Source organism: Actinomadura meridiana, assembly GCF_039537545.1.
GTDB lineage: Bacteria > Actinomycetota > Actinomycetes > Streptosporangiales > Streptosporangiaceae > Spirillospora > Spirillospora meridiana.
The window spans coordinates 333933-357075 of sequence record NZ_BAABAS010000015.1; the positions used below are offsets into that span (position 1 = coordinate 333933).

A 23143-nucleotide genomic window follows, 5' to 3' on the forward strand; every position below is an offset into this window, starting at 1 on the left:
GCTCTCCGTTTCGTTTCGAGGTGTTCTCGAACTTAGGAAAGCGGGCGTCTGGCTCGCATCGGTCACCGAACGTGTGTTCGTCCGTGCAGGTCACGGTGTGCGTGAGTGTTTCGTGGGGGCCGTTGGGTGGACGTGACCGAAGGGCCCGCCCGTCGTGGTTAAGTCAGATGACCGATACGAAACGGGCCAGTTCCATGCGCCGCGTGACGCCGATCTTCGGATACGCCTTGTAGAGGTGGTGCCCGACCGTGCGCGGGCTCAGGTAGAGCTGCGCGGCGATCTCCCGGTTGCTGAGCCCGGCGGCGGCGAGCCGGACGACCTGCAACTCCTGCGGTGTCAACCGTCCCAGCGGATCGGCGTCCCCGGCCCGGTCGGCGGACGGACGGTCGCCCAGCGCCTCCAACTCGGCGCGGGCGCGGTCGGCCCAGCCTCCGGCGCCGAGCCGGGCGAACGTGTCGCGCGCGGCGGTCAGTTCGGCGCGGGCGTCGGAGCGGCGGCGCCTGCGGCGGAGCCATTCGCCGTAGAGGAGGCGGGTGCGCGCGGCGTCGTAGGCGCGGTCGCCATGCAGGTCGAGCGCGGTGCGATAGTGCGCGTCCGCGTCGTCGCCATCGGACAGCAGGGCACGGCAGCGCGACACCTGCGCGGTGAACGACGTCGCCGCCGCCCACGTCTCGAACGCGGACAGGTGCGCGCGGGCGAGGTCGGGGCGTCCGGCCCGCACCGCCGCCTCGGCATGGTCGGGGACGGCGCGGATCAGCAGGTCGTGCCGGGCCGGTCCCGAGCACACGGCGTCCAGATGGTCGAGCGCGGCGTCGGCCCGGCCGTCGGCGAGGTCGTGCAGGCCGAGCCCCCAGGACGCCAGCGCCGCGTTGGTCGGGTGAAGATCGGCGTGCTTGCGGACGTCCGCCGCCAGGGCACGGCTCCGTTCGGCGTCGGACTCCAGCCGGACGGTGACGCACGTCAACGCGGTGACCTGCATGTCCATCCCGATGTCGGACGCCAGCGACAGCCCTTCCGCGGCGGCAGACTCGGCGCCGTGCGGGTCGCCGAGCAGGAGCCGTCCGATCGCGAGGGGCTCCAGGATGTAGGGCAGCCAGCCGAGCGCGCCCTGCGTCCTGGCCTGCGCGGCCAGGTCTTCCAGAAGCGCCGTCGCGCCCCGGTCGTCGGCGACGAGCAGACCGGCGAAACCGGCGATGATGCGTTCGACGAAGTCGTCGACGACGCCGTTCCGCGCGGCTTCGACAAGCGCGCGCAGCGGTGGGACGGCTCCGGGTGCTCCGTCCAGCAGCCGCCCGTACGCGATCAGCCCGCCGACAACGGGCGCGTGCGCGGAACTCGACGGAATCCGCACTGTTCTGAGCAGTTCGACGCTCTCCCGTACCAGGTCGTGGGCGCCCGCGTCCCGCGCGGACCAGACGGCCTCCGTCAGCATGGACACGGCCTGCTCGGGGTCGCTCCGCACGATCAACCTCGCACCCTCCAGCGCGAGCGCGGCGTCTGCGGCGGGGGAGGTGCGCTCGTAGGCGACCTGGGCGCGGATGAACGTGGCCTCGGCGATCACCGCGTCCGCCCCGGTGAGGTGCGCGGCCTCCTCGGCTAGGCGGGTGGCGTCGTCGGGACGTCCGGCGTCGTAGGCGGCCCGCGCCGCGTGGACCAGCCGCCGCGCCCGGCCCTCGGTCTCGGTGCTGAGCCGCGCCGCCCGCTCGTAGGCGGCGGCGACCGCGGCCGTCCCGCCCCGGTCCCCGGCGCGGCGCGCGGCCCGCTCCAACTCGGCGGCGACGTTCTCGTCCGGTCCGGTCGCGGCCGCCGCCAGATGCCAGGCCCGCCGGTCGGCGTGCTCGCCGCCGTCGAGCGTCGCCGCCAGCGCGCCGTGCACGGTGATCCGCCGATGGTGCGCGGCGTTCTGGTAGGTGACGGCGCGGATGAGCGGATGCCGGAACCGCACCCGCTCGCCGTCCAGCACCACCAGCCTGGCCTCCTCCGCCGGACCGAGGTCGGCCGCCCCGAGCCCGAGCCGCTCCGCCGCCCGCAGGACGACGCCGAGGTCGGCGGTGCCGTCGGCCGCGATGACCAGGAGCAACAGCCGCGTCGCGTCCGGCAACTCGGCGAGCTGGAGCCGGAACGCCTCCTGCACCCGGGCGCCGACCGCCAGGGGCCCGGCGTGCCGCGCGGGCTGCGACTCCAGCGCGCTGGCCAGCTCGATGAGCGCGAGCGGGTTGCCGCCCGCCTCGTCCAGGAGCCGTTCCCGCATCGGGACGGTCAGGCCCGGCAGGCGCGCGGCGACGAGCCCTTCGGCGTCGGGACGGTCCAGACCCCCCAGCCGGACGACCTCAAGGCCGTGATCGGGAAACGGACGGGCGGTGTCCCTGACCGTGAGGACGAGGGCGATCGGGTCGGCGCTCAGCCGCCGGGCGGCGAACAGCAGCGCGTCCAGCGAGGCCCGGTCGAGCCACTGCGCGTCGTCGACCAGGCACAACACAGGACGGTCGGCGGCGAGTTCCGACAGCAGTGTCAGTGTGCCCGCGCCGATCAGGAACCGGTCGCTGACCGTCCCCGGCATCAGCCCGAACGCCGACCGCAGCGCGGCGGACTGCTGCTCAGGCAATGCGTCGAACCGGTCGGAATACGGGTAAAGCATCAGATGGAGGCCGCTGAACGGCAGTTCCGTCTCGGATTCGACGCCCGCACCCCGGAGGAGCCGCATGTCCCGCGCGTCCGACGCGATCTGTTCGAGCAGCGTCGTTTTCCCGATGCCCGCTTCGCCGCGGATCACCACGGTTCCGCTTCGCCCGGCACGAGCCGCCGAAAGCACCTCGGCGATGCGTTCTCTTTCCTGGTCACGCCCGATGAACACGCCGCAAACAGTACCCCCGCCGACATCGGCGCGACGCTCACTCAGACCCGCTGCCAGAACCCGGTCACGCGCCGGACCGGTTCGCGTTACCGTGACGGGCGCGCGTCCCGGAACGTGAACCGGCACTCCGCCAGATCCTTCGAGGAGAACCCCCGTGGCCGACCCCCGCAACGCTCCCGAGTCGAGTTCGGAACATCAGCATGTGCGAGGCAGAAGAAGGAAACTGCTGATGCCGTGGCTGCCGATCTTAGTCGCAGTCGATTTTGTCCTTCTGGTCTTCGCCGGGATGCTTTCCAACGTTTCCACATCATCTTTTGAGGCGATCTGGTGGATGTGGCTGTTCATCCTGGCCGCGTCGGTGGGCTTCCTCCTGTGGAGGATACGCGGGCCGTTCTACCTTTCCGTCGGACAGGACGGAATCGAGCATCGCCGCAACAGCCTGTGCGCAGGCTACAAATGGAGCGAGATCGCCGCCTTCACCATCGCGACGAGAAACAGTTTCTTCGGCCCTCACCCTGTGGTGTGCCTGCGCCTGGTCGACGGACTCGGGCCGGAGGTCATGTTCGCCCAGCGACTCTCCCAAGGCACCGGCACGCCGCCGTACCATGAGATGAGCACGGGCTGGATCGTGCTGTGCTACCTCGACCAGTTCACGCTCCCACCGACCGAACTCGACGCGATGATCACCCATTTCGCCGGCCAGGCCAAACGCACCCACCGCTGACCCGGGGCCGGTTCCCCGGCCGAAAGTTGATCATGGACGATGGCGTACGCACCCGGGAGTTGGTCGAGGCGTTCATCCGCGACTTGGATGAACGCGGACACCGTGCATACCTGTCATACGCCCGCGACCTGGCACATGATCTTGCAGAGGCCGTAGAGCTGGAAACCGGCGACGCGCGTTTCCTTGCCCTCGCGGAAGCGCGGGACAAGGCCAGGTCTCTCCGGCACAGCGTCGTCTCAGACCAAAGGCGGGCGGCCAAGGCCGAGAACGCCGCGAGAACCGACCTCGAATTCGTCTCGGACGCCTCTCCCTGGATCGGCCAGGAAAGGCTGACCCAGGCACAGGACGAGTCGTACGCCACCCGGCGGAACTATGCCGCCCATGCGTCCGCCAGTACGCACCTGCGCAAGATCATCCGAAGCATCGGCCGGGACCTGGCCCGCGAGGCGGCGGCCGCTCGCGCGGGGGGCACGCCCCGAGCTGTCACCGCCTCGCGACGCCTGATCGAACTGAGCCTACGGCTGGCCGTTCAGGATCCCGCGCCGCGTCGCCGCGACCATTGGACGAAACTCCACAAACTCGGCCCGCACCCGAACCGCGCCCAACTGCGTTACGCGGTCGTGGTGCTGCTCCGAGAGTTCGGCTCGCTGCCGTAGGTCGCTCACCACGGAATGACTTCCTCCAGGGCGTCTGGGCCTCGGAAAGTGCCTGTCGGGCCATCGGCGGGAAGAGTCGCGAGCAGCACGGGAACGGCGGCCCCGTCGCCGACCGTGCGGTCACCTCGAGGGAACGGCGCGGCGGCATTCTGTTCGGTCGGGACAAACCCGGGCCCGACGGCGTTGACCTTGATGCCCTTCGCGCGCAAGGAATTCGCGTACACAACGGTCAACGCATTGAGCGCGGCCTTGGACGAGCTATATCCGAGGAAAGCCCGTCCCGAGAGAGGGTGCTCGGGGTCGCTCACCCATGTGAGAGAGCCAAGCCCGCTGGACATGTTGACGATCCGCGCATTGGGAGAACGCCGGAGCAGATGAAGGCAGGCCGACGTCACCGTGACGACGCCGAAGACGTTCACCTCGTAGATCTCGCGCAATTGGGACGCGTTGGCATCGGCGGCCCCGAGCCCCCACTCGGTCATGATTCCGGCGTTGTTGACCAGCACGTCCAGCCGTCCCGCCTCCTCGTCGATCGTGGTCACGGCGTCCGCGACAGACCTCGTGTCGGTCACGTCCAGCCGCACGAACCGGACGTCCGCGTCACCCAGTTCCTCAACGGCCGCGCGCCCGCGCTCCGGGTCGCGGGCACCGAGATACACGGTGAGTCCCCGCTGGGCGAGCACCCGGACAATCTCGCGGCCGATCCCTCTGTACCCGCGCGGCGAAACGGCTCGCCATTGCCCAGCCGCCGTTGTCCCGGGCCATGCGACAACTCGAACGCCGCCTTGGAGTCGCCCTCTTCGACCGCACCGACCGCAGACTGGCGTTGACACAAGCAGGCGAAACGCTGGCCAAGGAGGCTGCCGCCGTTCTGTCCGCCCTCGAACTCGCCGTCCGCCGGACGCGCCAGGCGGCCGTTGCCGTAACGAACTCGTGGTCACGGCCAAACCTGGAGTCGCCACGGAATTGCTACACCGAATCCACGAACGCTTCCGAGCCGAACCGGACGCCCCCGACCTGCACATCGTCGTGAGCGGCTTCGGAGAACAGGCCGACATGGTCCGGGACGGCCGCGCGGACGTGGCGATAGCTGCCTGCTTCGACGGCCATGACCTCGACACCGAACTCCTGGCAACCGAACCGCGAGTCGCCGCGCTCACCCCAGCCCACGAACTGGCCGCACGCGACGTCCTCACCACCGCCGACCTGATCGACGAACCGGCCCCACGCTGGAGCCCCCCGGCGACCGATCACTTGCTGGGGGACCCGGCTCGTCCCGTAGACGGCCCGGTGGTACGCGACACCGCCCAGCTGCTGGAAGTGGTCGCGCTCGGCCAGGCCACAGCGCTGGTGCCCGTTTCACTGGCCGCACGAAACATCCGTCCTGACGTGGCGTACCGCCCCGTCCCGGACGCGGCCCCCTACCGAACCCTGGCCCTGTGGCCCACGGACAGCCGCTCGCCCGACGTCTCCCGCTTCGTCCGCACAGCCCACACATGCGCCACTGACCAAGCCTCAAACGGCATTCACGCAAGCTGAACGCCCCTGACCTCCGGCCGCGCTGGCTGAAAAGGGCATGCGATGGGACGGCGACGGTAAGCACAATGGTGGACGTGAACACTCAGCCGTCAGTCCCGAAGCGGTTCGCCGACCCCACGGTGTCGCTGTACGACTTGTCGACGGACCCCATCCACGCGGTCTGCCCAGCCTGCCAGGCCCGCGCGGAGGTGGTCCCATGGCTGGACGGGGAACCGCCAAGCCGTTGGGTGGACATGTGGCCTCGACGGATGGTGTGCCGCACCTGTCACTACGTCAGAAACTGGCCGGACGAAGACAAGAATGCGTCCTCGGGCTGGGGCGGCCCTGTCGACCCGTTCTTCCGTCAACCGCTGTGGCTCCAAGCGGACTGCTGTGGGCACACACTGTGGGCCTTCAACGTCCGCCACCTGGACATTCTGGAGAACTACGTCAGCGCCCAACTCCGCGAACGCGGCGAATACGTCGGCCTGACCATGCTCGCCCGGCTACCGGCGTGGCTGAAGTCGTCCAAGAACCGCACAGAAATCCTTCGAACCATCAACCGCCTCCGAGAGACCCTCCCAGAGTGACAACGGGAGAAACACCCCCACGGGTCTGCTGACGACACAATGGCTGAGGTCGTCCTAACGCTGTGCTGGTTTGCCGAACCAGTGGTGTAGGGCCGACTCCAGGACGGTCGGGTCACCGGCCCAGCAGACGTAGCCGTCTGGACGGATGAGCATTGGCTCGGTCGCGGCGGCCTTTCCCGCGTGGTTCACGCGGTCGGACCACAGGGCGGCCACTTCGGAGAATTCGCCGGACGGGTCGAGTAGAAGGCCGTGGCCGGAGCGGAGGAGTTCGTGTGAGCGGGCCGAGCCGAGGTCCACGTCGGGCGCGGGCAGGCCGACGAGCGGCTGATGCTCGGCGCCCGGCAGGGCGTAGCGGAAGCCCATTCCGGACAGCATGTCGTCCAGATGGAATTGCACCTCGGGGAGTTGCGCCAGGGCTGTGAACAGCTCCTTTGTGGCCACAATATCTGGGCTGCGACTGCCGTCCAGGTCCATCAGCAGGCCTTGCGTCTGGACGTTGCGCAGGACGGCGGCCCCTATCGGGTGCCGTTCCGCGTGGTAGGTGTCCAGCAGGCCGTCCGGTGCCCATCCGTGTATGGCGGCGCCGAGTTTCCAGCCGAGGTTGAGCGCGTCCTGGATGCCGGTGTTCATGCCCTGCGCGCCGACCGGAAGATGGATGTGGGCGGCGTCGCCGGACAGGAACACCCGGCCGTGGCGGTAGTCGGCGGCCTGCCGTGCCGAGTTGGTGATGCGACGGCCGTAACACAGTTCGAGCAGCTCTACCCGGTGGGGCCCGAAGACGGTGCGTATGCCGGTGCGGACCTCGTCCTCGGTTACCGGTGTTTCCCGTGGCAGCGAGTGTTGTGGGCCGCCGAGAGCGAGTCGGTGCATCGGCCTCCCTTGTGTATCGGTGCCCAGGGGAAACAGTGCGGCCCAGTGGCCGTCCTCGGCCCATGTGTGCGTGTCCACCTTGTCGGTGCCGCGCAGCCGGACGTCGGCGGCGACCAGGGTCGCCGAGGCTGAACGGCCGGGAAAATCGGCCCGCAACAGCGAGCGCACCGTGCTGTGTGCGCCGTCGGCGCCCACGACGTACCGGGCGCGGATACGTGCGCCGCCCCCGAAGGTCGCGGTGACGCCGTCGTCGTCCTGGGTGAGGCCGGTCAGCTCATGGTCGCGGCGTACGTGGATGCCGTACGCGGCGAGATGCCGTTCGAAGAACGCCTCGATGTTCACCTGCGGAATGGATCGCCATGGCTGGCGGTGCCGATCGTGCGTAAGTGGAAGTGTGATGCCAGCGAAATGGGCGGTGCCGGCGGGGTACGTGCCGGTGGCGAGCAGTGGTTCCAACAGGCCGCGCTGGTCGAACGCCTCCTGCGTACGGGACTGCACGCCCCCGGCCCGTGACAGCTCGCTGCGCCGAGGCAGCTTGTCCGCCAGGACGGCCGCCACCCCCGCCACTCGCAGCTCGTTCGCCAGCATCATGCCGGTCGGCCCTGCGCCGACGATGATCACATCGGTGTCCATGATCTCTCCCGGTCGTGTTGGACTGGACGAGACCAACACTCCGTCCACCACACCGCACGAGCCAGAAAGCAGCCTCCATGTGACCAGATCTGACATTGGATACCGTTCGGCTGGTGGAATCCGACTACGACGAACTCGACCGCCGCCTCGTCCACGCCCTGCAAATCGCGCCGCGAGCCGCGTTCAGCACGATCGCCGACGTGCTCGGGGTGTCGGACCGCACGATCGCCCGCCGATACGCCCGGCTGCGGTCGGCCGGAGCGGTCCGGGTGCTCGGCGGGGTCGAGCCCACCGCACTCGGCACGGTCCATTGGTTCTTGCGGGTGCGATGCGCGCCCGCTGCGGCAGTCCCGGTCGCCGAAGCGCTGGCCCGCCGTCCCGACACGTCCTGGGTGAGCCTTACATCCGGTGGCACTGAGATCGCCTGCACCGTACGCACCCAGAACGAGGCCGACAGCGAGGCGCTGCTGCTCGCCAAACTGCCCCGTACATCTCGCGTCGAGGGCGTCACCGCGCACTCCGTCCTGCACACCTTCTACGGCGGGGCTGACAGCGTGGTCGCCAAGCTCGGCTTACTGGACGATGAGGCCATCACGCGGCTCCGCCCGCCCCCGATACCGCACCGTCCGGGCCCGGTACGGCTCAACGAGGGAGACCGCAAACTGCTCGCCGAACTGGCCATCGACGGTCGTGCCGAACTCAGCCAGTTGGCCACGGCGACCGGATGGTCACCGTCCACAGTCCGACGCCGAATGACTGAACTACGCGAGCGCGGCGTCTTGTATCTGGACATCGACATTGACACGCGAATGTTCGGCGTCCACACACGAACACTGCTCTGGCTCTCCGTCGCCCCCGCCCACCTGGAGGACACAGGGGCAGCGCTGGCCAGCCACCCGGAGATCGCGTTCGCCGCAGCCACCACCGGACCAACCAACCTGTGCGCAAGCGTCGTATGCGCTGGCCAACGCGAACTGTACGACTACATGATCACCCGAATAGCCGCACTACCAGCGATCACGCACGTAGAGACGGCACCAGTGATCAGAACCGTCAAGCAAGCGGCCAACCGACCAACAGCCGCAGCACCCTCCGCCCAGCCCAGCCGACCGTAAGAGCCAACCGGATTTGCCGTTCTAACCCGGTCACGACGGGCGGCCGTCCTGTACTGCCGACGCTCGTGGGTCGCGGCTTCGACCACGAGGCGTTGACGACCATTCCAGCGCTGATCGCGCGACGCTGACGGAATCAGTCGCCGATCACGCCGGAGTCATCACCAAGGCAACTCGCCGCGTCACAGTAACCGCCTCCGCCGACCTGCTCGCCGTCCACGGTCACGAGACTCTCGCAGGCGCCCTGGGTTCTCAGGCGCCAGGTGTCCTCACCGGCCTTCGCCAGTAGATGGATGGTCTTGCGCCAGGGCAACTTGACCGCCTTCTTCGTCGTCTCCTTCCCGTTGACGACATAGGTCAGCGAGGTAAGACGGCCCTTTCCAGTGATCTTGAAAACCAGCGTGTGAGGCTTCGGGGTCACCGTGGCCGATGGCCGGGCCGTAGGGGACTCCGAAGCCACCGCGTCAGGCTTCGTCGAATCCGAGCAGCCGCCCACCAGCGTTGCCGCCGCGCTCAGCAGCACCATCGTCCACGACCACCTGACAGCGGATCGTCCTTGCGCTAACGCCACCTTGTCCTCCTTGCTCGCACACCCGATGCCGCCGGACGAGATCGGCCACGAACGCGCGGGCCAAGCCCGAAAGACCGAGTTCAGCGGGATAGAACAGCACCAGCACCCCTGATGATCGGAAAGCTTGGCGGATGCGCCCTTTGAATTGATCACGCCACGCGAACTGCGGCGGCCGTGACCAGCATTATCAGGCTGCACATCATGCGGTCGTACCTGCCCCTGACGAGGACGGAGCCGACAGCGCACAGCCAGCCCAAACGATGTTGCCGGGACCCAACCTCGCCGTGATCCAGGAATTCGTTCCTTGATCGCAGTGGTGGCGGTCACCACGGTGAGCGCTAGCTGGTCAGGGCCTGGTCGATGGGGGTGTCGCCGCCGACCAGCACGTAGGCGCGGCGGGCGGTGTCCCGCCGGTCGAGGAGCGCGACGAGCACGGCGGCCACATCGTCCCTGGAGACCTGGTCGAACCTGACGACCGCGCTGCCGTCCGGATGCCCGATGGTGAGCTGGACGGTACCGGCGCCGGGATCGTCAGTGAGCACGCCGGGCCTCAGCAACGTCCAGTCGAGCGAATCACGGGCCATGATGTGCTGTTCGGCAACGCGCTTGGCCCGCAAGTAGGTGGCGTATCCTTCGCCGATGTCGGGGTTCTCGGCGCAGCCCACGTTGATGGAGCTGACGTGCAGGAACCGTCGCACCCCCGCCTGTTCGGCCGCGTCCATGAGCAGCACGGGGGCAGCCGCGTCCACCCTGTCCCGTCGTGTGGCCGTGGCGCTGTTGCCCGAACCAGCGGAGAACACAACGGCGTCAGCGTCGGCGAGCACAGCGGCCACATCGTCGACGGTGGCGCGCTCCAGGTCGAGCACCACGGCGTCACCACCGGCCTGCCTGACATCGTCGACGTGGTCGGGGTTGCGCACGATGCCCACGACGGCATCACCGCGCTCGGCCAGCAGCCGGGTCAGTCGAAGTGCGACCTTGCCGTGCCCTCCAGCGATGACAATCCTCATGCTGCTCCAAACGAATATGATCACAACGCGCCAGAGCAACTCATCCTAATCTCGGCACCGACCGACGCGGTCGACCCCTTCGACCACAAACCCGCAGGTGGAGCGGGACGGATCAAGCGCAACACACTTGAACGACACCAAACCTCGACCCACCAGAACGCCCTGTGGACACCCGAGACGCGCGGCCCGCAGATTTTGCCCAGCACCAATCAGACCGGAATCCGCCCAGCGATCGCGATACGCCACACGGCGTCGCCGGTGAGGCCGCGCTCTACGCGTTGGAACCGCAGGTGGTGCGCTATCCAAGCCCACATGCTGGAGCGTGGATCGGGAGGTTGGTTCGTCATGTCGCTCCGAGACTTGAAGATCACGGATATTTCAGAGATGCTCAGGGCTCACGACAACTCTAGGCGAAGCAGTGCACTTTGTCACCGGTAATCAACACTCGGTGAGGAGGTCGCGGTGGCGGAGTCGGAGATGATTGTGATCAAGGCGGAGCTTGGGGCGGTTCGGGAGGCGCGGGAGTTCGTGGGGCTCGTGTTCGGGGGGTGGGGGCTTACCGATTACGTCGCGCGGACGGTGGTCAGTGAGCTGGCCGCGAGTGCCGTGGTCCACGGGTGCGGGGGCGAGGGGCACGTGATCGTGCGGGCCTACCGGCGGGAGGACGGGATTCCGGTCGTGGAGGCCTGGGATCGGTCCGATGCGGCGCCCCTGGTCCGGCCCGTGACCTATGGGGTGGAGTGTGGACGAGGGCTTCTGATCGTCGAAGGGCTCGTCCGGCGGTGGGGGACTCGGCCGCTGAATGAGGGCGGGAAGGTCGTTTGGGCCGAGATCGATCCTGTTCCCGCCTGAAGGGCGGTTAACAAGCTGCGGGGAGGAGTGGCTATAGGGGGGTGGTGGTTTGGGCGAGGATGGTGGCGCCTTTTACGCCTGCGTCGTTCAGGGTGGAGAGGAGCAGGCGGGGGGATGGGCGGAACTTCAGGCGTTCTACCAGGCGGATTTCTAGGGGAGCTAGGAGAGTCTCTCCGGCTTGGGCTAGGCCGCCGCCTATCACTATGAGGTCTGGGTCTAGGAGGAGGGCTGTGGCTGTTAGGCCGTCGGCTAGTGTGTCTAGTGCGTCGGACCAGATTTGCGCTGCTTTTTCCTCGTCTTTTTCGGCGCGGGCTATGACTTCTTCCGCTGGGACGTTCTCGCCGTAGCGGCGGGAGATGGCGGCGGCGGACGCGTAGGTTTCGAGGCAGCCCTTGTTGCCGCAGGCGCAGTCTTCGCCGTCTGGGCGGACGACTACGTGGCCAATCTCGCCGCTCCATCCGGCGGCGCCCGCGTACGGGGTGTTGTTGATGATGAGGGCGGCGGCGATGCCGGTGCCTATCGCCATGAAGACGAAGTTGTCGGTGTCGTGGCCCGCGCCCAGGACTGCTTCCGCCAGTCCGGCTGTGCGGACGTCGTGGCCTACGGCGACGGGGATGTTCAGGCGTTCTTGGGCCAGCTCGCGCATTGGGACGTTGCGCCAGCCCAGGTTCGCTGAATGGATGGCGGTGCCTGTCGCCTCGTCGACGATTCCGGGGACGACGAGTCCGGCGGCGCGGGCCGGGGAACCTAGGGCGGACGCTCGGTCGGCCAGGTGGGCGGCGAAATCGAGGATGCCGTCCACGGGGGCGGTTCGGTCGGTCGGTCTGGATTCGGTGACGAGGGTTTCGGAATCCTCGCTAATCGCGGCCTTCATCGTGGTGCCGCCGACGTCCAGTCCGATCAGGCTCATGTGGCCACCCCCCCGTTCCGCGCAGGTGCGGAAAGCGGAAGCGCGCGGTGTGGCCATGAAGATAAACAGCTGGTCCGTACCAGTTCAAGGGTTCTGTCGGATGAGCAACGTCCGACGTCGGCTGGTCTGGTGTTTGGGCTGGGGTGGTCTGATTTGTTCGCTCTGAGCGCAGCGTCGGGCTCAGCGGTGCGAAGTGGGGGCCGAGCCGGGCAACGGGTCGTGTTCCTTGCCGGTGTTGCCGCACATCCGGCAGGGCTCCTCGACACGCGCCCAGGTCAGTCCGCCTGAATTGTCCCGGTGCGGTTTCTCGGGACGCCACCAGCCCGAGCCGAGGCAGAACCGGCACGTCCAGTCGTCTCGGTCGCACCAGGAGCAGGGCGTGTTGCCGCAGCGGTCACGCTTCTCGTTCATCGGCACTTCCCCGATCCGCCGCACACGTGGCAGTTCTCGACGCTTTTGCGCCAGGTGACCGAACCGTCCTTCTCCTTGTGCGGTCGCTCATAGGTGGCCTGACCTTTTCCGTCGCAGTGCCCGCAGTCGGGAGGGTCGTTGCTCTTGCCCACCTCGCCTCCCGCGCGACGACGGCACTGTGGGCGTCCAGCATCCCGTACATGGTTCTCCGCCGTCCACGCCGAGGCGGTGGCCTTCGTCCGGCTGCCTGGCCTGCGGCCTGTTTTGCCCTGACTTGACCGGGTACTCCGGGCGCCATGCCAAGCCGGGCAGTCCCCGGTAAAGGCGGACGGAGCAGTACAAACGGAGCGAGGTGCGAAACAATGAAGCGCGGAACCCGGATAGGCCCGGTGCCCATCGCGGGCATCACCGAACGGCTGCCGGGGGGCCGCAGCAGGCGGTCCCTCGGACTGGGCGGCGTCACGAAGAAGCTGCCCGGCGGCGGGCGGACCGCGGGCGCGGCGGGCGGTGTCCTGCTCGCCTCGGGCGCTGCCGTCGCCGCGAGCCGCGTGCTCGCCGGTCGCCGCGACGGTGGCCGTGACTCGTCCGACGAAGACCAGGACGCCCCCGAGGAGGGCTCCGAGAAGCTGCTCGGACGGCTCAAGAACAGCGGCGCCAACGGCACCAAGGTGAAGATCACCAACATCGTCGAGCACATCGACGTCGGGGCGCCGCGTCGCCTCGTCTACGACCAGTGGACGCGGTTCCAGGACTACCCCTCCTTCATGAAGAAGGTCGTCAGCGTCGAGCAGGCCTCGGACGAGAAGGTCAACTGGAAGGCGAAGATCTTCTGGTCCAACCGGACGTGGGAGTCGACGATCGTCGAGCAGGTGCCCGACCGGCACATCGTGTGGCGTTCCCAGGGGCCGAAGGGACACGTGGACGGGACGGTCAGCTTCCACAAGCTGTCGGGCAACCTGACCCGCGTCCTGCTCGTCGTCGAATACCACCCGCGGGGCCTCGCCGAACGGGCCGGGAACCTGTGGCGTGCCCAGGGGCGTCGCGTCCGGCTGGAGCTCAAGCACTTCCACCGGTACGTGATGACGCAGTCGCTCACGCGCCCCGACGAGATCGAGGGCTGGCGCGGCGAGATCCACGGCAGCGAGGTCGTCCGGACGCACAAGGAGGCGCTGAAGGACGAGGAGCGCGAGGAGCAGGAGTACGAAGAGGCCCGCTGACGGGCGCGTGACGTCGGGCGGCGCGGCTGCCGTCCCCTGCGATGCCGGAGGCCGAGGGCATCCCGCCGGGGACGGCAGCCGCGCCGCCCGTCTCGCTCGCCCTGTCCGTGCTGCCCCCACCCGTCATCTACCCTTGTAGCTCGCACGAGTTCGGGCGCCCGCGGTGGGACGTCCACCGGATCTCGGTTGGACGAGGACTGGGCCGGAGAGCGTGCTCCGGGAGAATTAAGGCCCTGCGGAGCGGCGCTTTTCTTGATGAACAGCTTATTGGTGTCTTGAAGTAGTTAGATCGTGCTGGCTCAGCGGATTGGTTTTTGTTTTTCTGGCGGGGTTGATAATTGTCGCCTTGGAGGATCTGTCAGGTGCGGGTTGACCCTCTTCGTAGGGAGATTGTGGCGCTGACGGCTGATGCTTGATTTGCCGCAGGTGGGTGTGGCTCTCGCGTCCTGGATCGACAGGGTTCTGCTGGCCGCTTTCGGCCTTCGTGGGGTGGCGGGTCGGGCCGTGGTGTGGTGTCCGGTATCCGACCTCATGATTTGTTGCCGACCTGTCGTCCGTGAACTCCCGTGTGTCGGTCGGTCGTCGGGTGTGGGCGCGATCGCCTGTGTGGCAGGGCTTCCCGTGGGCTGGAGGTGGCGATGCCCTGGGTTCGGAGCCGCCATGCGATATGCGGCTCGTACCGACCGGCTGTTTCGGTCAGGCCGTTTTGCCCGGTGTTTCGGATCCGTCCTGATCTGCGGTGATTCACCTCCGGTCACCGCGCTCTCCACACTTTCAAGATCATGCCCACTCTGCGTGGTCGATTGATGTACCGAAATCAAATGCGGTCGGGTCCGAATTTCGCTTTCCTGGCGCGGGGGAAGCGACCGGTCTAGGTTGCTGTGAGAGTGCAGGGGAGCGGCGGAGCCTTTCCGCCGAAAGGAGCGTCAGGCCGATGACGGATGACACCTTCGGTCCGGAACAGGAGCCCGGAACAAAGATCAATACCGATGTTCCGCAGTCCGCCAGGATCTGGAACTACTGGCTCGGCGGCACCGACAACTACGAGATCGACCGGGTGGCCGGTGACCAGTACGTTTCGCTGTATCCGGGCATCGTGCCGCTCGCCCGCGCCGGGCGCTACTTCATGGACCGCGCCATCCGGTTCCTGATCCACGAGCGCGGCATCCGCCAGTTCATGGACTGCGGGACGGGCCTGCCCACGGTCGACAACACCCACGAGATGGCCCAGCGCGCCGCGCCCGAGGCCAAGGTCGTCTACGTCGACAACGACCCGCTCGTCCTGGCGCACGCGCGTGCCCTGATGACCGGGACCCCGGAGGGCCGCACCGCCTACATCGACTGCGACCTGCACGATCCCGTGACGATCCTGAGCAGGGCGTCGGAGATCCTCGACCTGTCCAGTCCGGTCGCGTTGCTGCTGGTCAACGTGATGGGGCACATCGTCGACCCCGTCGAGGCGAGGCGGGTCGCGAGCGGGCTGCTGGACGGCCTGCCGTCCGGCAGCTACCTCATCCTGGACGACTGCACCGACGACAACGAGGCGTTCAACAACGCGCAGCGCGCCTATGACGACACCGGGGCCATCCCGTTCCGGCTGCGCAGCCGCGAGTTCCTGTCCGGGTACTTCGAGGGGCTTGAGGTCGAGGCGCCGGGGCTCGTGACGGCCAACGAGTGGCGTCCGGACGTGGGCGTCGAACCGGAGATGCTCCCGACACTCTGCGGGGTGGGCCGTAAACCCTGACGCAGAGGCATCGCCACGGACGGCGGCGGGCTCACCTGGGGGCCATCATTCGGAGAGCTTCCACGGATCGTCGCTGACCGTTTCGTACCCAGTGCGTTTAGTGAAGGTATAGTCAGATCATCCTTCACGTCGTCCCCGGATGGGAGTCGCCTTGGCCTCCGTCACGATGACCGGTGCACGACAGTCGACCCCCGCTCACGGGGATCCGCTCGTCCCCAGATTGTTGCTGGCCAGAGGGCTCCGGACGCTTCGCGAGTCGGCCGCCGTCAGTCGGCTGGACGCGGCGAAGGCCATCGACGGCTCGTCCTCCAAGCTCTCGCGGCTGGAGCTCGGCCGCTCCCGATGTTCGACCGAGGACGTCGAGACGCTCCTCACCTTCTACGGCGCCGACGACGACGAGCGCACGACCCTGCTGGCGCTGGCCGAGCAGACCAGGGCGCATCCGTGGTGGTACGACGACCGTTCGATCGTCGCGTCGTGGGTGCGGCCCTACCTCACCGCCGAACAGGCGGCCAAGCTGGTTCGCACGTTCGAGCCGCAGTTCGTGCCCGGTCTGCTCCAGAGCGAGGGATACGCGCGGGAGGTGATCCGCCGCGACCATCCGGAATCGGAGGTCGACCGGCGCGTCGACTTCCGGATGCGGCGGCAGCGGGTGTTGCGTCGCCGTCCGCGCCCGCTCAACCTGTGGGTCGTGCTCGACCAGCGGGCACTGTGGCGTCCCATGGGCGGCCCCGCCGTCATGAAAGAGCAGATCCGGCACATCATGGACCTGTGCCAGCGGCCGAACGTCACCGTGCAGATCGCGCCGAGCGGCGTGTGCGGACGGGTCGAGGGCGACGGACCGCTCACCCTCGTCCGGTTCCCGCAGCAGGGTCTCCAGGACATGGTCTACCTGGAGCGCGCCGACGGAGCGTCCTACCCCGTCCGGCGGGACGACATCGAGCGGCACTGGCACGTGTTCAACACGCTGGTCACCGAGGCCGCGCCGCCCGAGCGGACCCTGCGGATCCTGGCGCGGGCGCTCACCACTTTCTGACCGTTTCCGCCGGTCACAGGCTTGTGAGCGGTGACCGCGGCGGTTCCATGATCGCTGACGGGTCAAGGGCCATGACAAACGGTGATCGCATGCCGCAACCGATCACATATTCCCGTCTGACCACTTCCGGTCTATATTTATTAATGACGGATATTCGAGAGGGCCGCGGCGGTTAGCAGGGGACGTATGCCGCACGACCCTCGTAGCCCGTCTTTACCGGGCGGTCACCCGGTTATCGGGCATGTTCGAACGCCCCGTACGCCGCCGCCCTCGAAGGAAGCCATGTCCGTCAATGACCGTTTGTGGAACGAGACAGCGGAACGTCGTTCCCGCGACGAACTACAGGCGGGGGAGAACTTCCCCGTCGCATCGCGGTTGCTGCCCGCGCGCTACCGCGCGCACCTTCTGAACGTGTACGGGTATGCCCGACTCGTGGACGACATCGGCGACGAGGCGCCACCGGGCGAGCGGGCGGAACTGCTCGACCTCGTCGAGCGCGACCTCGACCGGATCTACGCGGGCACCGCGCCGGAGCTTCCCGCCATGCGCCACCTCGCCGTCACCGTCACCGATCGCGGGATCCCGGCGGAGCCGTTCCGCCGTCTCCTGCGGGCCAACCGCCAGGACCAGGAGGTGTCGACCTACGCGACGTTCGACGACCTGCTCGCCTACTGCACGTTGTCCGCCGATCCGGTCGGGCACATCGTCCTGCACGTGTTCGGCGCCGCGACCCCGGACCGGCTCGGCCTGTCCGACCGGGTCTGCACGGCGCTCCAGATCATCGAGCACTGCCAGGACGTCGGCGAGGACCACCGCAACGGCAGGGTCTACCTGCCGCAGGACGACCTCCGCCGCTTCGGCTGCGCCGAGGACGACCTGGCCCGCCGCGTCACGCCGACCAGGCTGCGCGGCGTGGTGGCGCTCCAGGCGGCGAGAGCCAAACAGATGCTGGACGAGGGCTCGGCCCTGACCGTCCGGCTCCAAGGATTCGCGCGGGTCGCCGTCGCCGGTTACGTGGCGGGCGGCCTGGCGGCCCTTTCGGCACTGGACCGCGGTGCCTACGACGTCCTGGGCGGCACGTCGCGACCGAAAAAGACACGACTGCTCGCTGAGTGGTCGCGGACACTGAGTGCTTCTCATCCTCGGCGGGCGCGCGCGGGCCGCATCCCACCGGACACGCCGGATGAAGGGTATTCACAGCGAAGGAGATGAGCTGTCCAGATGGACGAAGCCAGCGCATATCGGCACTGCGAGAGCGTTGTCCGTTCGCAGGCGCGCAACTTCTCGTACGGGATCCGGCTGCTTCCCCCGCCCAAACGGCGCGCGCTGAGCGCCGTGTACGCCTTCGCCCGGCGGATCGACGACATCGGCGACGACCACGACGAACCCGCGGAGACACGGCTCGCGCGACTCGCGGAGGAACGCGCGCAGCTCACCGCACTCATCGACGAACCGGACGTCCGTCCGACCGACCCCGTGCTGGTGGCGCTGGCGGACGCCGCGCGCCACCACGCCGTCCCGCTGGACGCGTTCGGGGAGCTGATCGACGGGTGTGAGGCCGACGTCCGCGGCGCGACCTACGACACGTTCGACGACCTGCTCTGGTACTGCCGGTGCGTCGCGGGCGCCGTCGGGCGGCTGTCGCTCGGCGTGTTCGGGACGTCCGACCCGGAGGTGGCAGGGCCGCGCGCCGACGCGCTCGGCGTCGCGCTCCAGCTCACCAACATCCTGCGGGACATCCGCGAGGACGGCCAGAGCGGCCGCGTCTACCTGCCCGCCAAGGACCTCGCCAGGTTCGGGTGCACGCTGGACCTGGACGAGTCCGGACGCTACACCGACCCGCCCGACCATCTCGTCTCACTCGTCCGGTTCGAGGCCGCGCGGGCGGCCGAATGGTATGAGACCGGGCTGAAGCTGCTGCCGATGCTGGACCGGCGCAGTGCCGCCTGCGCCGGGGCGATGGCGGGCATCTACCGGCAGCTGCTCAAGCGCATCACGGCCGACCCGCTGGCCTCGCTCGACACCCGCACGTCGCTGCCGACCTGGGAGAAGGCCGCCGTCTCCGCCATGGCCATGTCGGGGATCCACCGGTGACCGGGGTGGACGCGACGGCCGGGAAAGAGACGGCCGGAGAAGGAACGGCAGGGAAAGAGACCGAGGGAAAGCGGGGGCGGGTCGCGGTCGTCGGCGGCGGGCTGGCCGGGATCACGGCGGCGCTGGCGGTTCAGGAGGCCGGGCTGCGCGCGACGGTCTACGAGGCGCGGCCTCGGCTCGGCGGCGCCACGCACTCGTTCGACCGTGGCGACCTCACCGTCGACAACGGGCAGCACATCTTCCTGAAATGTTGCACGGCCTATCAGGGGCTGCTGCGCAGGCTCGGCGCGGAAGATCACGTACGCGTGCAGGATCGTTTCGACGTCCGCGTTCTCACCCCGGATGGCGGGGGCGGGCGGCTGCGCCGGGCCAAGCTCCCGGCGCCGTTGCATTTGGTGCCCGCACTCGCCCGGTACTCGCTGCTTTCGCCGGGTGATCGGGTGCGGGCCGTGCGCGTGTCGCAGGCGCTCGACCGGCTCGACCCGGCGCTGCCGGAACTCGACGGGATCGCCATGGGGCCGTGGCTCGCCGAGCGGGGGCAGCGGCCCCGGGCGCGGGCCGCGCTGTGGGAGCTGTTCGTGACCGCCGCGCTCAACATCCGGTTGGACGACGCCGCGCTCGGGCTCGCCGCGATGGTGTGCCGGACGGGCCTGCTCGACCGGTCGGACGCCGCCGACATCGGCGTCCCGGCCGTCCCGCTCGGGGAACTGCACGGCACGATCGCGCGGGCGAGGATCGAGGCGGGCGGCGGCCGGGTCGAACTCGGCGCGAAGGTCACGGCGATCGAGGACGGGCCGAAGCTCGTCGTCAACGGCGCCCCGGTCGCGGCGGACGCCGTGGTGGTGGCGGTGCCGCACCGGGTGGCGTCGTCGCTCGTCCCGGAGCGGGCGTCCCCGGATCGGGGCGACTGGTCGCGGCTGGGTTCGAGCCCGATCGTGAACGTCCACGTCGTCTACGACAGGCCGGTGCTCGACGAGCCGTTCGTCGCGGCGATCGACTCGCCCGTCCAGTGGGTCTTCGACCGGACGGCGATCAGCGGCCTCACCACCGGCCAGTACCTGGCGGTGTCGGTCTCGGCGGCCGACGACTGGATCGACACGCCGACCGCCGAACTGCGCGAGGTCTACCTCGCCGCGTTGGAGCGGTTGTTCCCCGCCGCCCGCCGCGCCTACGTCACCGACTTCTTCGTGACGCGGGAACGGCACGCCACATTCCGTCAGAGCCCCGGCAGCGGCGCGTTGCGTCCCGCGACCGCGACCCGGCTGCCGTGGCTCTTCCTCGCCGGTGCGTGGACGGACACGGGCTGGCCCGACACGATGGAGGGAGCCGTGCGCAGTGGGCTCAGCGCCGCCCGGCTGGTCCGGCGGCATCTGTCCGAGACGAACGCCGACGCGGGGGTGAGCTCCCGATGACCGCCGTCCCGACCTCGATCACCGACGGCCGCGAGCTGGTGGACCGGGCGATGCGCGCGTCCGCCGAACGGCTCGACCCGTGGACGCGCCGCGTCGTCGCCTACCACCTCGGCTGGACCGACGAGCAGGGGCGGCCCGCCGCCGCGGGCGGGAAGGCGCTGCGTCCGGCGCTGGCCCTGCTGTCGGCCCGCGCCGCCGGGATTCCCGCCGAGGCGGCGCTGCCCGGCGCGGTCGCCGTCGAGTTCGTGCACGCTTTCTCGCTTCTGCACGACGACATCATGGACGGCGACCGGACGCGGCGGCACCGTCCCGCCGCGTGGACGGTGTTCGGGCCGTCCGCCGCGATCCTCGGCGGCGACGCGCTGCTGGCGCTGTCGGAGGAACTGCTGCTGGACGAGCAGACGCGCGGCTCGCACTGGGCCGCGCGGGCGTTGACCGCCGCGACGCAGCGGCTCATCGCCGGGCAGGCGCTCGACATCGGGTTCGAGCAGCGCGACGACGTCACGATCGAGGAATGCCTGACGATGGCGGGCGACAAGACCGGCGCGTTGCTCGCCTGCGCCAGCTCGATCGGTGCGATGCTCGGTGAGGGACCCACGCGGCTGGTCACCGCGCTGACCGGATTCGGGTCGGAGATGGGCCTGGCGTTCCAGCTGGTGGACGACCTGCTCGGCATCTGGGGCAGCCCCGGCACGACCGGCAAGCCGGTGCTGTCGGACCTGCGGGCCCGCAAGAAGTCGCTGCCCGTCGTGTTCGCGCTGAACGCCGGGACCGACGCGTCCGCCCGGCTCGCCGAGCTGTACGCGGAGCCGGGGCAGCCGTCCGAGGACGATCTGCGGGAGATGGCGCGGCTGATCGAGGCCGCCGGTGGCCGCGGGTGGGCCACGGCGGAGGCGGACGGCCGGATCGCGTCGGCGGAGAAGTACCTCGCCGAGTCCGGCATGGACGACGACGTCCGCGCCGAGTTCCGCGACGTCGCGCTGTTCGTCACGGCCCGGGACCACTGAGGGAGCGCGGGAAGGAGCGCAGCATGACCACGACCGACGTGTCCGGGCTGACCGACGCCGCCGCGGCCGCCACCCGGGCGGCGCGCGACCATCTGCTCGGCCTCCAGTCTCCCGAGGGCTGGTGGCGCGGCGAGCTGGAGACGAACGTGACGATGGACGCGGAGGACCTGCTCCTCCGCCAGTTCCTCGGGATCAGGTCGGACGCCGACACCGCCGACGCCGCGCGGTGGATCCGTTCGCAGCAACGCGACGACGGCACCTGGGCGAACTTCCACGGAGGGCCGCCCGAACTGTCGACGACGGTCGAGGCGTACATCGCGCTGCGTCTCGCCGGTGACCCGGTGGACGCCGACCACATGCGCCGGGCCGCGTCCCACGTGCGGGAGGCGGGCGGCATCGAGGCGACCCGCGTGTTCACGCGGGTCTGGCTCGCGCTGTTCGGGCAGTGGTCGTGGGACGACCTGCCCGTGATGCCGCCCGAGCTCGTGTACCTGCCGAAACGGTTCCCGCTGAACGTGTACGACTGGGGCTGCTGGGCACGTCAGACGATCGTGCCGTTGACGATCCTGGGGTCGCTGCGTCCGGTCCGGTCGCTGCCGTTCGATCTGCCCGAACTGCGTACCGGCGTGCGGCCGGAGAAGGACGAGAAGGGCTGGGGCCGGTTCTTCGAGGGGCTCGACCGCGTCCTGCACGTGTACCAGCGGCGTCCGGTGCGGCTGCTGCGGGCGGCCGCGATCCGCCGGGCCGCCGACTGGATCATCGCGCGGCAGGAGGCGGACGGCTGCTGGGGCGGGATCCAGCCGCCGTGGGTGTACTCGCTGATGGCGCTGCACGAGCTGGGCTACGGACTGGACCATCCGGTCGTTCGCCGAGGTCTGGACGGTTTGGAACGGTTCACGATCCGGGACGAGAAGGGCCGCCGGATGGAGGCGTGCCAGTCCCCGGTCTGGGACACGGTCCTGGCCATGACCGCCCTCGCCGACGCGGGGGTGCCCGCCGACGATCCCGCGCTGCGCACCGCCGCAGCCTGGGTCGTCGACGAGGAGGTGCGCGGGCCGGGCGACTGGCAGGTGAAGCGGCCCGGCCTGGCGCCGGGCGGCTGGGCGTTCGAGTTCGACAACGACGTCTATCCCGACACCGACGACACCGCGGAGGTGATCCTCGCGTTGCGCCGGGTCGAGTTCCCGGAGGCGAAGGCGCCGATCGAACGGGCCGTCCGGTGGCTGGAGGGCATGGTGTCCCGCGACGGCGGCTACGCCGCCTTCGACGCCGACAACACGCGGGAACTGTGCGACAAGCTGCCGTTCTGTGATTTCGGCGCCGTCATCGACCCGCCGTCCGCCGACGTCACGGCGCACGTCGTCGAGGCGCTGTGCGGGGAAGGGCTCGCGGAGTCGACCGTCGTCAAACGGGCCGTGGTCTGGCTGCTCAAGGCGCAGGAGGCGGACGGTTCCTGGTTCGGACGCTGGGGCGCCAACTACGTGTACGGGGTGGGCAGCGTGGTGCCGGCACTGGTCGCGGCGGGCGTCGGCCCTGGCAAGCCGCCGATCCGGCGCGCGGTGGCGTGGCTCGAACGGCACCAGAACGACGACGGCGGCTGGGGCGAGGACCTGCGCTCCTACGACGACCCCGCCTGGATCGGACGGGGCGAGTCGACGGCGTCGCAGACGGCCTGGGCGCTGATGGCGCTGCTCGCCGCCGGTGAACGCTCCCCGGTCGTCGACGCGGGCGTCCGGTGGCTCATCGACCACCAGCGCCCGGACGGCACCTGGGACGAGGACCAGTTCACCGGCACCGGCTTCCCCGGCGACTTCTACATCAACTACCACCTGTACCGGCTCGTCTTCCCGATCAGCGCCCTCGGGCGCTATCTGGAGGGCGCCGTATGAGAACCGAGTTCACGCTGCCGAAGGAGGTCGGAA

22 protein-coding genes are annotated in these 23143 nt (G+C 69.2%); 15 read left to right on the forward strand and 7 right to left on the reverse strand.

What is annotated here, in order from left to right:
- Window positions 1-163: 163 nt before the first annotated feature.
- The gene (locus ABD808_RS22700) at window positions 164-2854 is read right to left on the reverse strand and encodes a helix-turn-helix transcriptional regulator (RefSeq protein ID WP_344899897.1); all 2691 of its coding nucleotides are present in this window, start codon (window positions 2852-2854) and stop codon (window positions 164-166) included.
- Between the two features lie 154 nt (window positions 2855-3008).
- Between ABD808_RS22700 and ABD808_RS22705 the strand changes: the two genes are divergently transcribed.
- Window positions 3009-3578 (forward strand): hypothetical protein, encoded by a 570-nt coding sequence (locus ABD808_RS22705; protein ID WP_344899899.1) that lies wholly within the window; start codon window positions 3009-3011, stop codon window positions 3576-3578.
- Window positions 3579-3637: 59 nt separating this feature from the next.
- The gene (locus ABD808_RS22710) at window positions 3638-4234 is read left to right on the forward strand and encodes a hypothetical protein (protein ID WP_344899901.1); all 597 of its coding nucleotides are present in this window, start codon (window positions 3638-3640) and stop codon (window positions 4232-4234) included.
- A gap of 5 nt (window positions 4235-4239) precedes the next feature.
- Here the strand turns inward: ABD808_RS22710 and ABD808_RS22715 are convergent, their stop codons facing one another.
- Window positions 4240-5067, reverse strand: coding sequence for an SDR family NAD(P)-dependent oxidoreductase (locus ABD808_RS22715; protein WP_344899903.1), 828 nt, complete (start codon window positions 5065-5067; stop codon window positions 4240-4242).
- Between ABD808_RS22715 and ABD808_RS22720 the strand changes: the two genes are divergently transcribed.
- The 3 genes from ABD808_RS22720 to ABD808_RS22730 all read left to right on the forward strand — a co-directional run bounded on the left by ABD808_RS22720 (window position 4998) and on the right by ABD808_RS22730 (window position 6342).
- Window positions 4998-5267 carry a LysR family transcriptional regulator gene (locus ABD808_RS22720; RefSeq protein ID WP_425548962.1) on the forward strand — a complete coding sequence of 90 codons (270 nt, stop codon included), beginning with the start codon at window positions 4998-5000 and terminating at the stop codon, window positions 5265-5267. The genes ABD808_RS22715 and ABD808_RS22720 overlap by 70 nt on opposite strands.
- Entirely contained in the window at window positions 5168-5773 is a 606-nt protein-coding gene (locus ABD808_RS22725; protein WP_344899905.1) for a LysR substrate-binding domain-containing protein, read from the forward strand. Before ABD808_RS22720 ends, ABD808_RS22725 begins: the two co-directional genes overlap by 100 nt.
- 74 nt (window positions 5774-5847) lie before the next feature.
- Window positions 5848-6342, forward strand: a complete 495-nt coding sequence (locus ABD808_RS22730) for a hypothetical protein (protein ID WP_344899907.1) — start codon at window positions 5848-5850, stop codon at window positions 6340-6342.
- Between the two features lie 54 nt (window positions 6343-6396).
- On the opposite strand, the gene ABD808_RS22735 is transcribed toward ABD808_RS22730, so the two are convergent.
- On the reverse strand, window positions 6397-7845 hold the full coding sequence (locus tag ABD808_RS22735) for an FAD-dependent monooxygenase (protein WP_344899909.1): 1449 nt from the start codon (window positions 7843-7845) through the stop codon (window positions 6397-6399).
- Window positions 7846-7958: 113 nt separating this feature from the next.
- On the opposite strand from ABD808_RS22735, the gene ABD808_RS22740 reads away from it, so the two are divergent.
- The gene (locus ABD808_RS22740) at window positions 7959-8960 is read left to right on the forward strand and encodes an Lrp/AsnC family transcriptional regulator (protein ID WP_344899911.1); all 1002 of its coding nucleotides are present in this window, start codon (window positions 7959-7961) and stop codon (window positions 8958-8960) included.
- A gap of 133 nt (window positions 8961-9093) precedes the next feature.
- Here ABD808_RS22740 and ABD808_RS22745 read toward each other — a convergent pair whose 3' ends face one another.
- Together ABD808_RS22745 and ABD808_RS22750 are read right to left on the reverse strand one after the other, a co-directional pair.
- Window positions 9094-9483 (reverse strand): hypothetical protein, encoded by a 390-nt coding sequence (locus ABD808_RS22745; RefSeq protein ID WP_344899914.1) that lies wholly within the window; start codon window positions 9481-9483, stop codon window positions 9094-9096.
- Window positions 9484-9866: 383 nt separating this feature from the next.
- Window positions 9867-10538, reverse strand: a complete 672-nt coding sequence (locus tag ABD808_RS22750) for an NAD(P)H-binding protein (protein ID WP_344899916.1) — start codon at window positions 10536-10538, stop codon at window positions 9867-9869.
- 462 nt (window positions 10539-11000) lie between these two features.
- Here ABD808_RS22750 and ABD808_RS22755 point away from each other — a divergent pair, with 462 nt between their 5' ends.
- Window positions 11001-11390 (forward strand): ATP-binding protein, encoded by a 390-nt coding sequence (locus ABD808_RS22755; protein ID WP_344899918.1) that lies wholly within the window; start codon window positions 11001-11003, stop codon window positions 11388-11390.
- Between the two features lie 31 nt (window positions 11391-11421).
- Here ABD808_RS22755 and ABD808_RS22760 read toward each other — a convergent pair whose 3' ends face one another.
- On the reverse strand, window positions 11422-12300 hold the full coding sequence (locus ABD808_RS22760; protein ID WP_344899920.1) for an ROK family protein: 879 nt from the start codon (window positions 12298-12300) through the stop codon (window positions 11422-11424).
- Window positions 12301-12480: 180 nt separating this feature from the next.
- Window positions 12481-12711 (reverse strand): hypothetical protein, encoded by a 231-nt coding sequence (locus ABD808_RS22765; protein ID WP_344899922.1) that lies wholly within the window; start codon window positions 12709-12711, stop codon window positions 12481-12483.
- A gap of 362 nt (window positions 12712-13073) precedes the next feature.
- Between ABD808_RS22765 and ABD808_RS22770 the strand changes: the two genes are divergently transcribed.
- The 8 genes from ABD808_RS22770 to shc all read left to right on the forward strand — a co-directional run bounded on the left by ABD808_RS22770 (window position 13074) and on the right by shc (window position 23110).
- Complete coding sequence (locus ABD808_RS22770; RefSeq protein WP_344899924.1) at window positions 13074-13928, forward strand: SRPBCC family protein; 855 nt, start codon at window positions 13074-13076, stop codon at window positions 13926-13928.
- Window positions 13929-14862: 934 nt separating this feature from the next.
- A complete protein-coding gene (locus tag ABD808_RS22775; protein ID WP_344899926.1) occupies window positions 14863-15672 on the forward strand; it encodes an SAM-dependent methyltransferase in 810 nt (269 codons plus the stop codon).
- A gap of 166 nt (window positions 15673-15838) precedes the next feature.
- Window positions 15839-16708 carry a helix-turn-helix domain-containing protein gene (locus tag ABD808_RS22780; RefSeq protein ID WP_344899928.1) on the forward strand — a complete coding sequence of 290 codons (870 nt, stop codon included), beginning with the start codon at window positions 15839-15841 and terminating at the stop codon, window positions 16706-16708.
- 282 nt (window positions 16709-16990) lie between these two features.
- Window positions 16991-17920 carry a squalene synthase HpnC gene (gene hpnC, locus ABD808_RS22785; RefSeq protein ID WP_344899930.1) on the forward strand — a complete coding sequence of 310 codons (930 nt, stop codon included), beginning with the start codon at window positions 16991-16993 and terminating at the stop codon, window positions 17918-17920.
- A 9-nt stretch (window positions 17921-17929) separates the two neighbouring features.
- Entirely contained in the window at window positions 17930-18802 is an 873-nt protein-coding gene (hpnD, locus tag ABD808_RS22790) for a presqualene diphosphate synthase HpnD (protein WP_344899932.1), read from the forward strand.
- Entirely contained in the window at window positions 18799-20214 is a 1416-nt protein-coding gene (gene hpnE / locus ABD808_RS22795; RefSeq protein WP_344899934.1) for a hydroxysqualene dehydroxylase HpnE, read from the forward strand. Before hpnD ends, hpnE begins: the two co-directional genes overlap by 4 nt.
- Window positions 20211-21221, forward strand: coding sequence for a polyprenyl synthetase family protein (locus ABD808_RS22800; protein WP_344899936.1), 1011 nt, complete (start codon window positions 20211-20213; stop codon window positions 21219-21221). Before hpnE ends, ABD808_RS22800 begins: the two co-directional genes overlap by 4 nt.
- 23 nt (window positions 21222-21244) lie before the next feature.
- Entirely contained in the window at window positions 21245-23110 is a 1866-nt protein-coding gene (shc, locus tag ABD808_RS22805) for a squalene--hopene cyclase (protein ID WP_344899938.1), read from the forward strand.
- The last annotated feature ends 33 nt before the right edge of the window (window positions 23111-23143 follow it).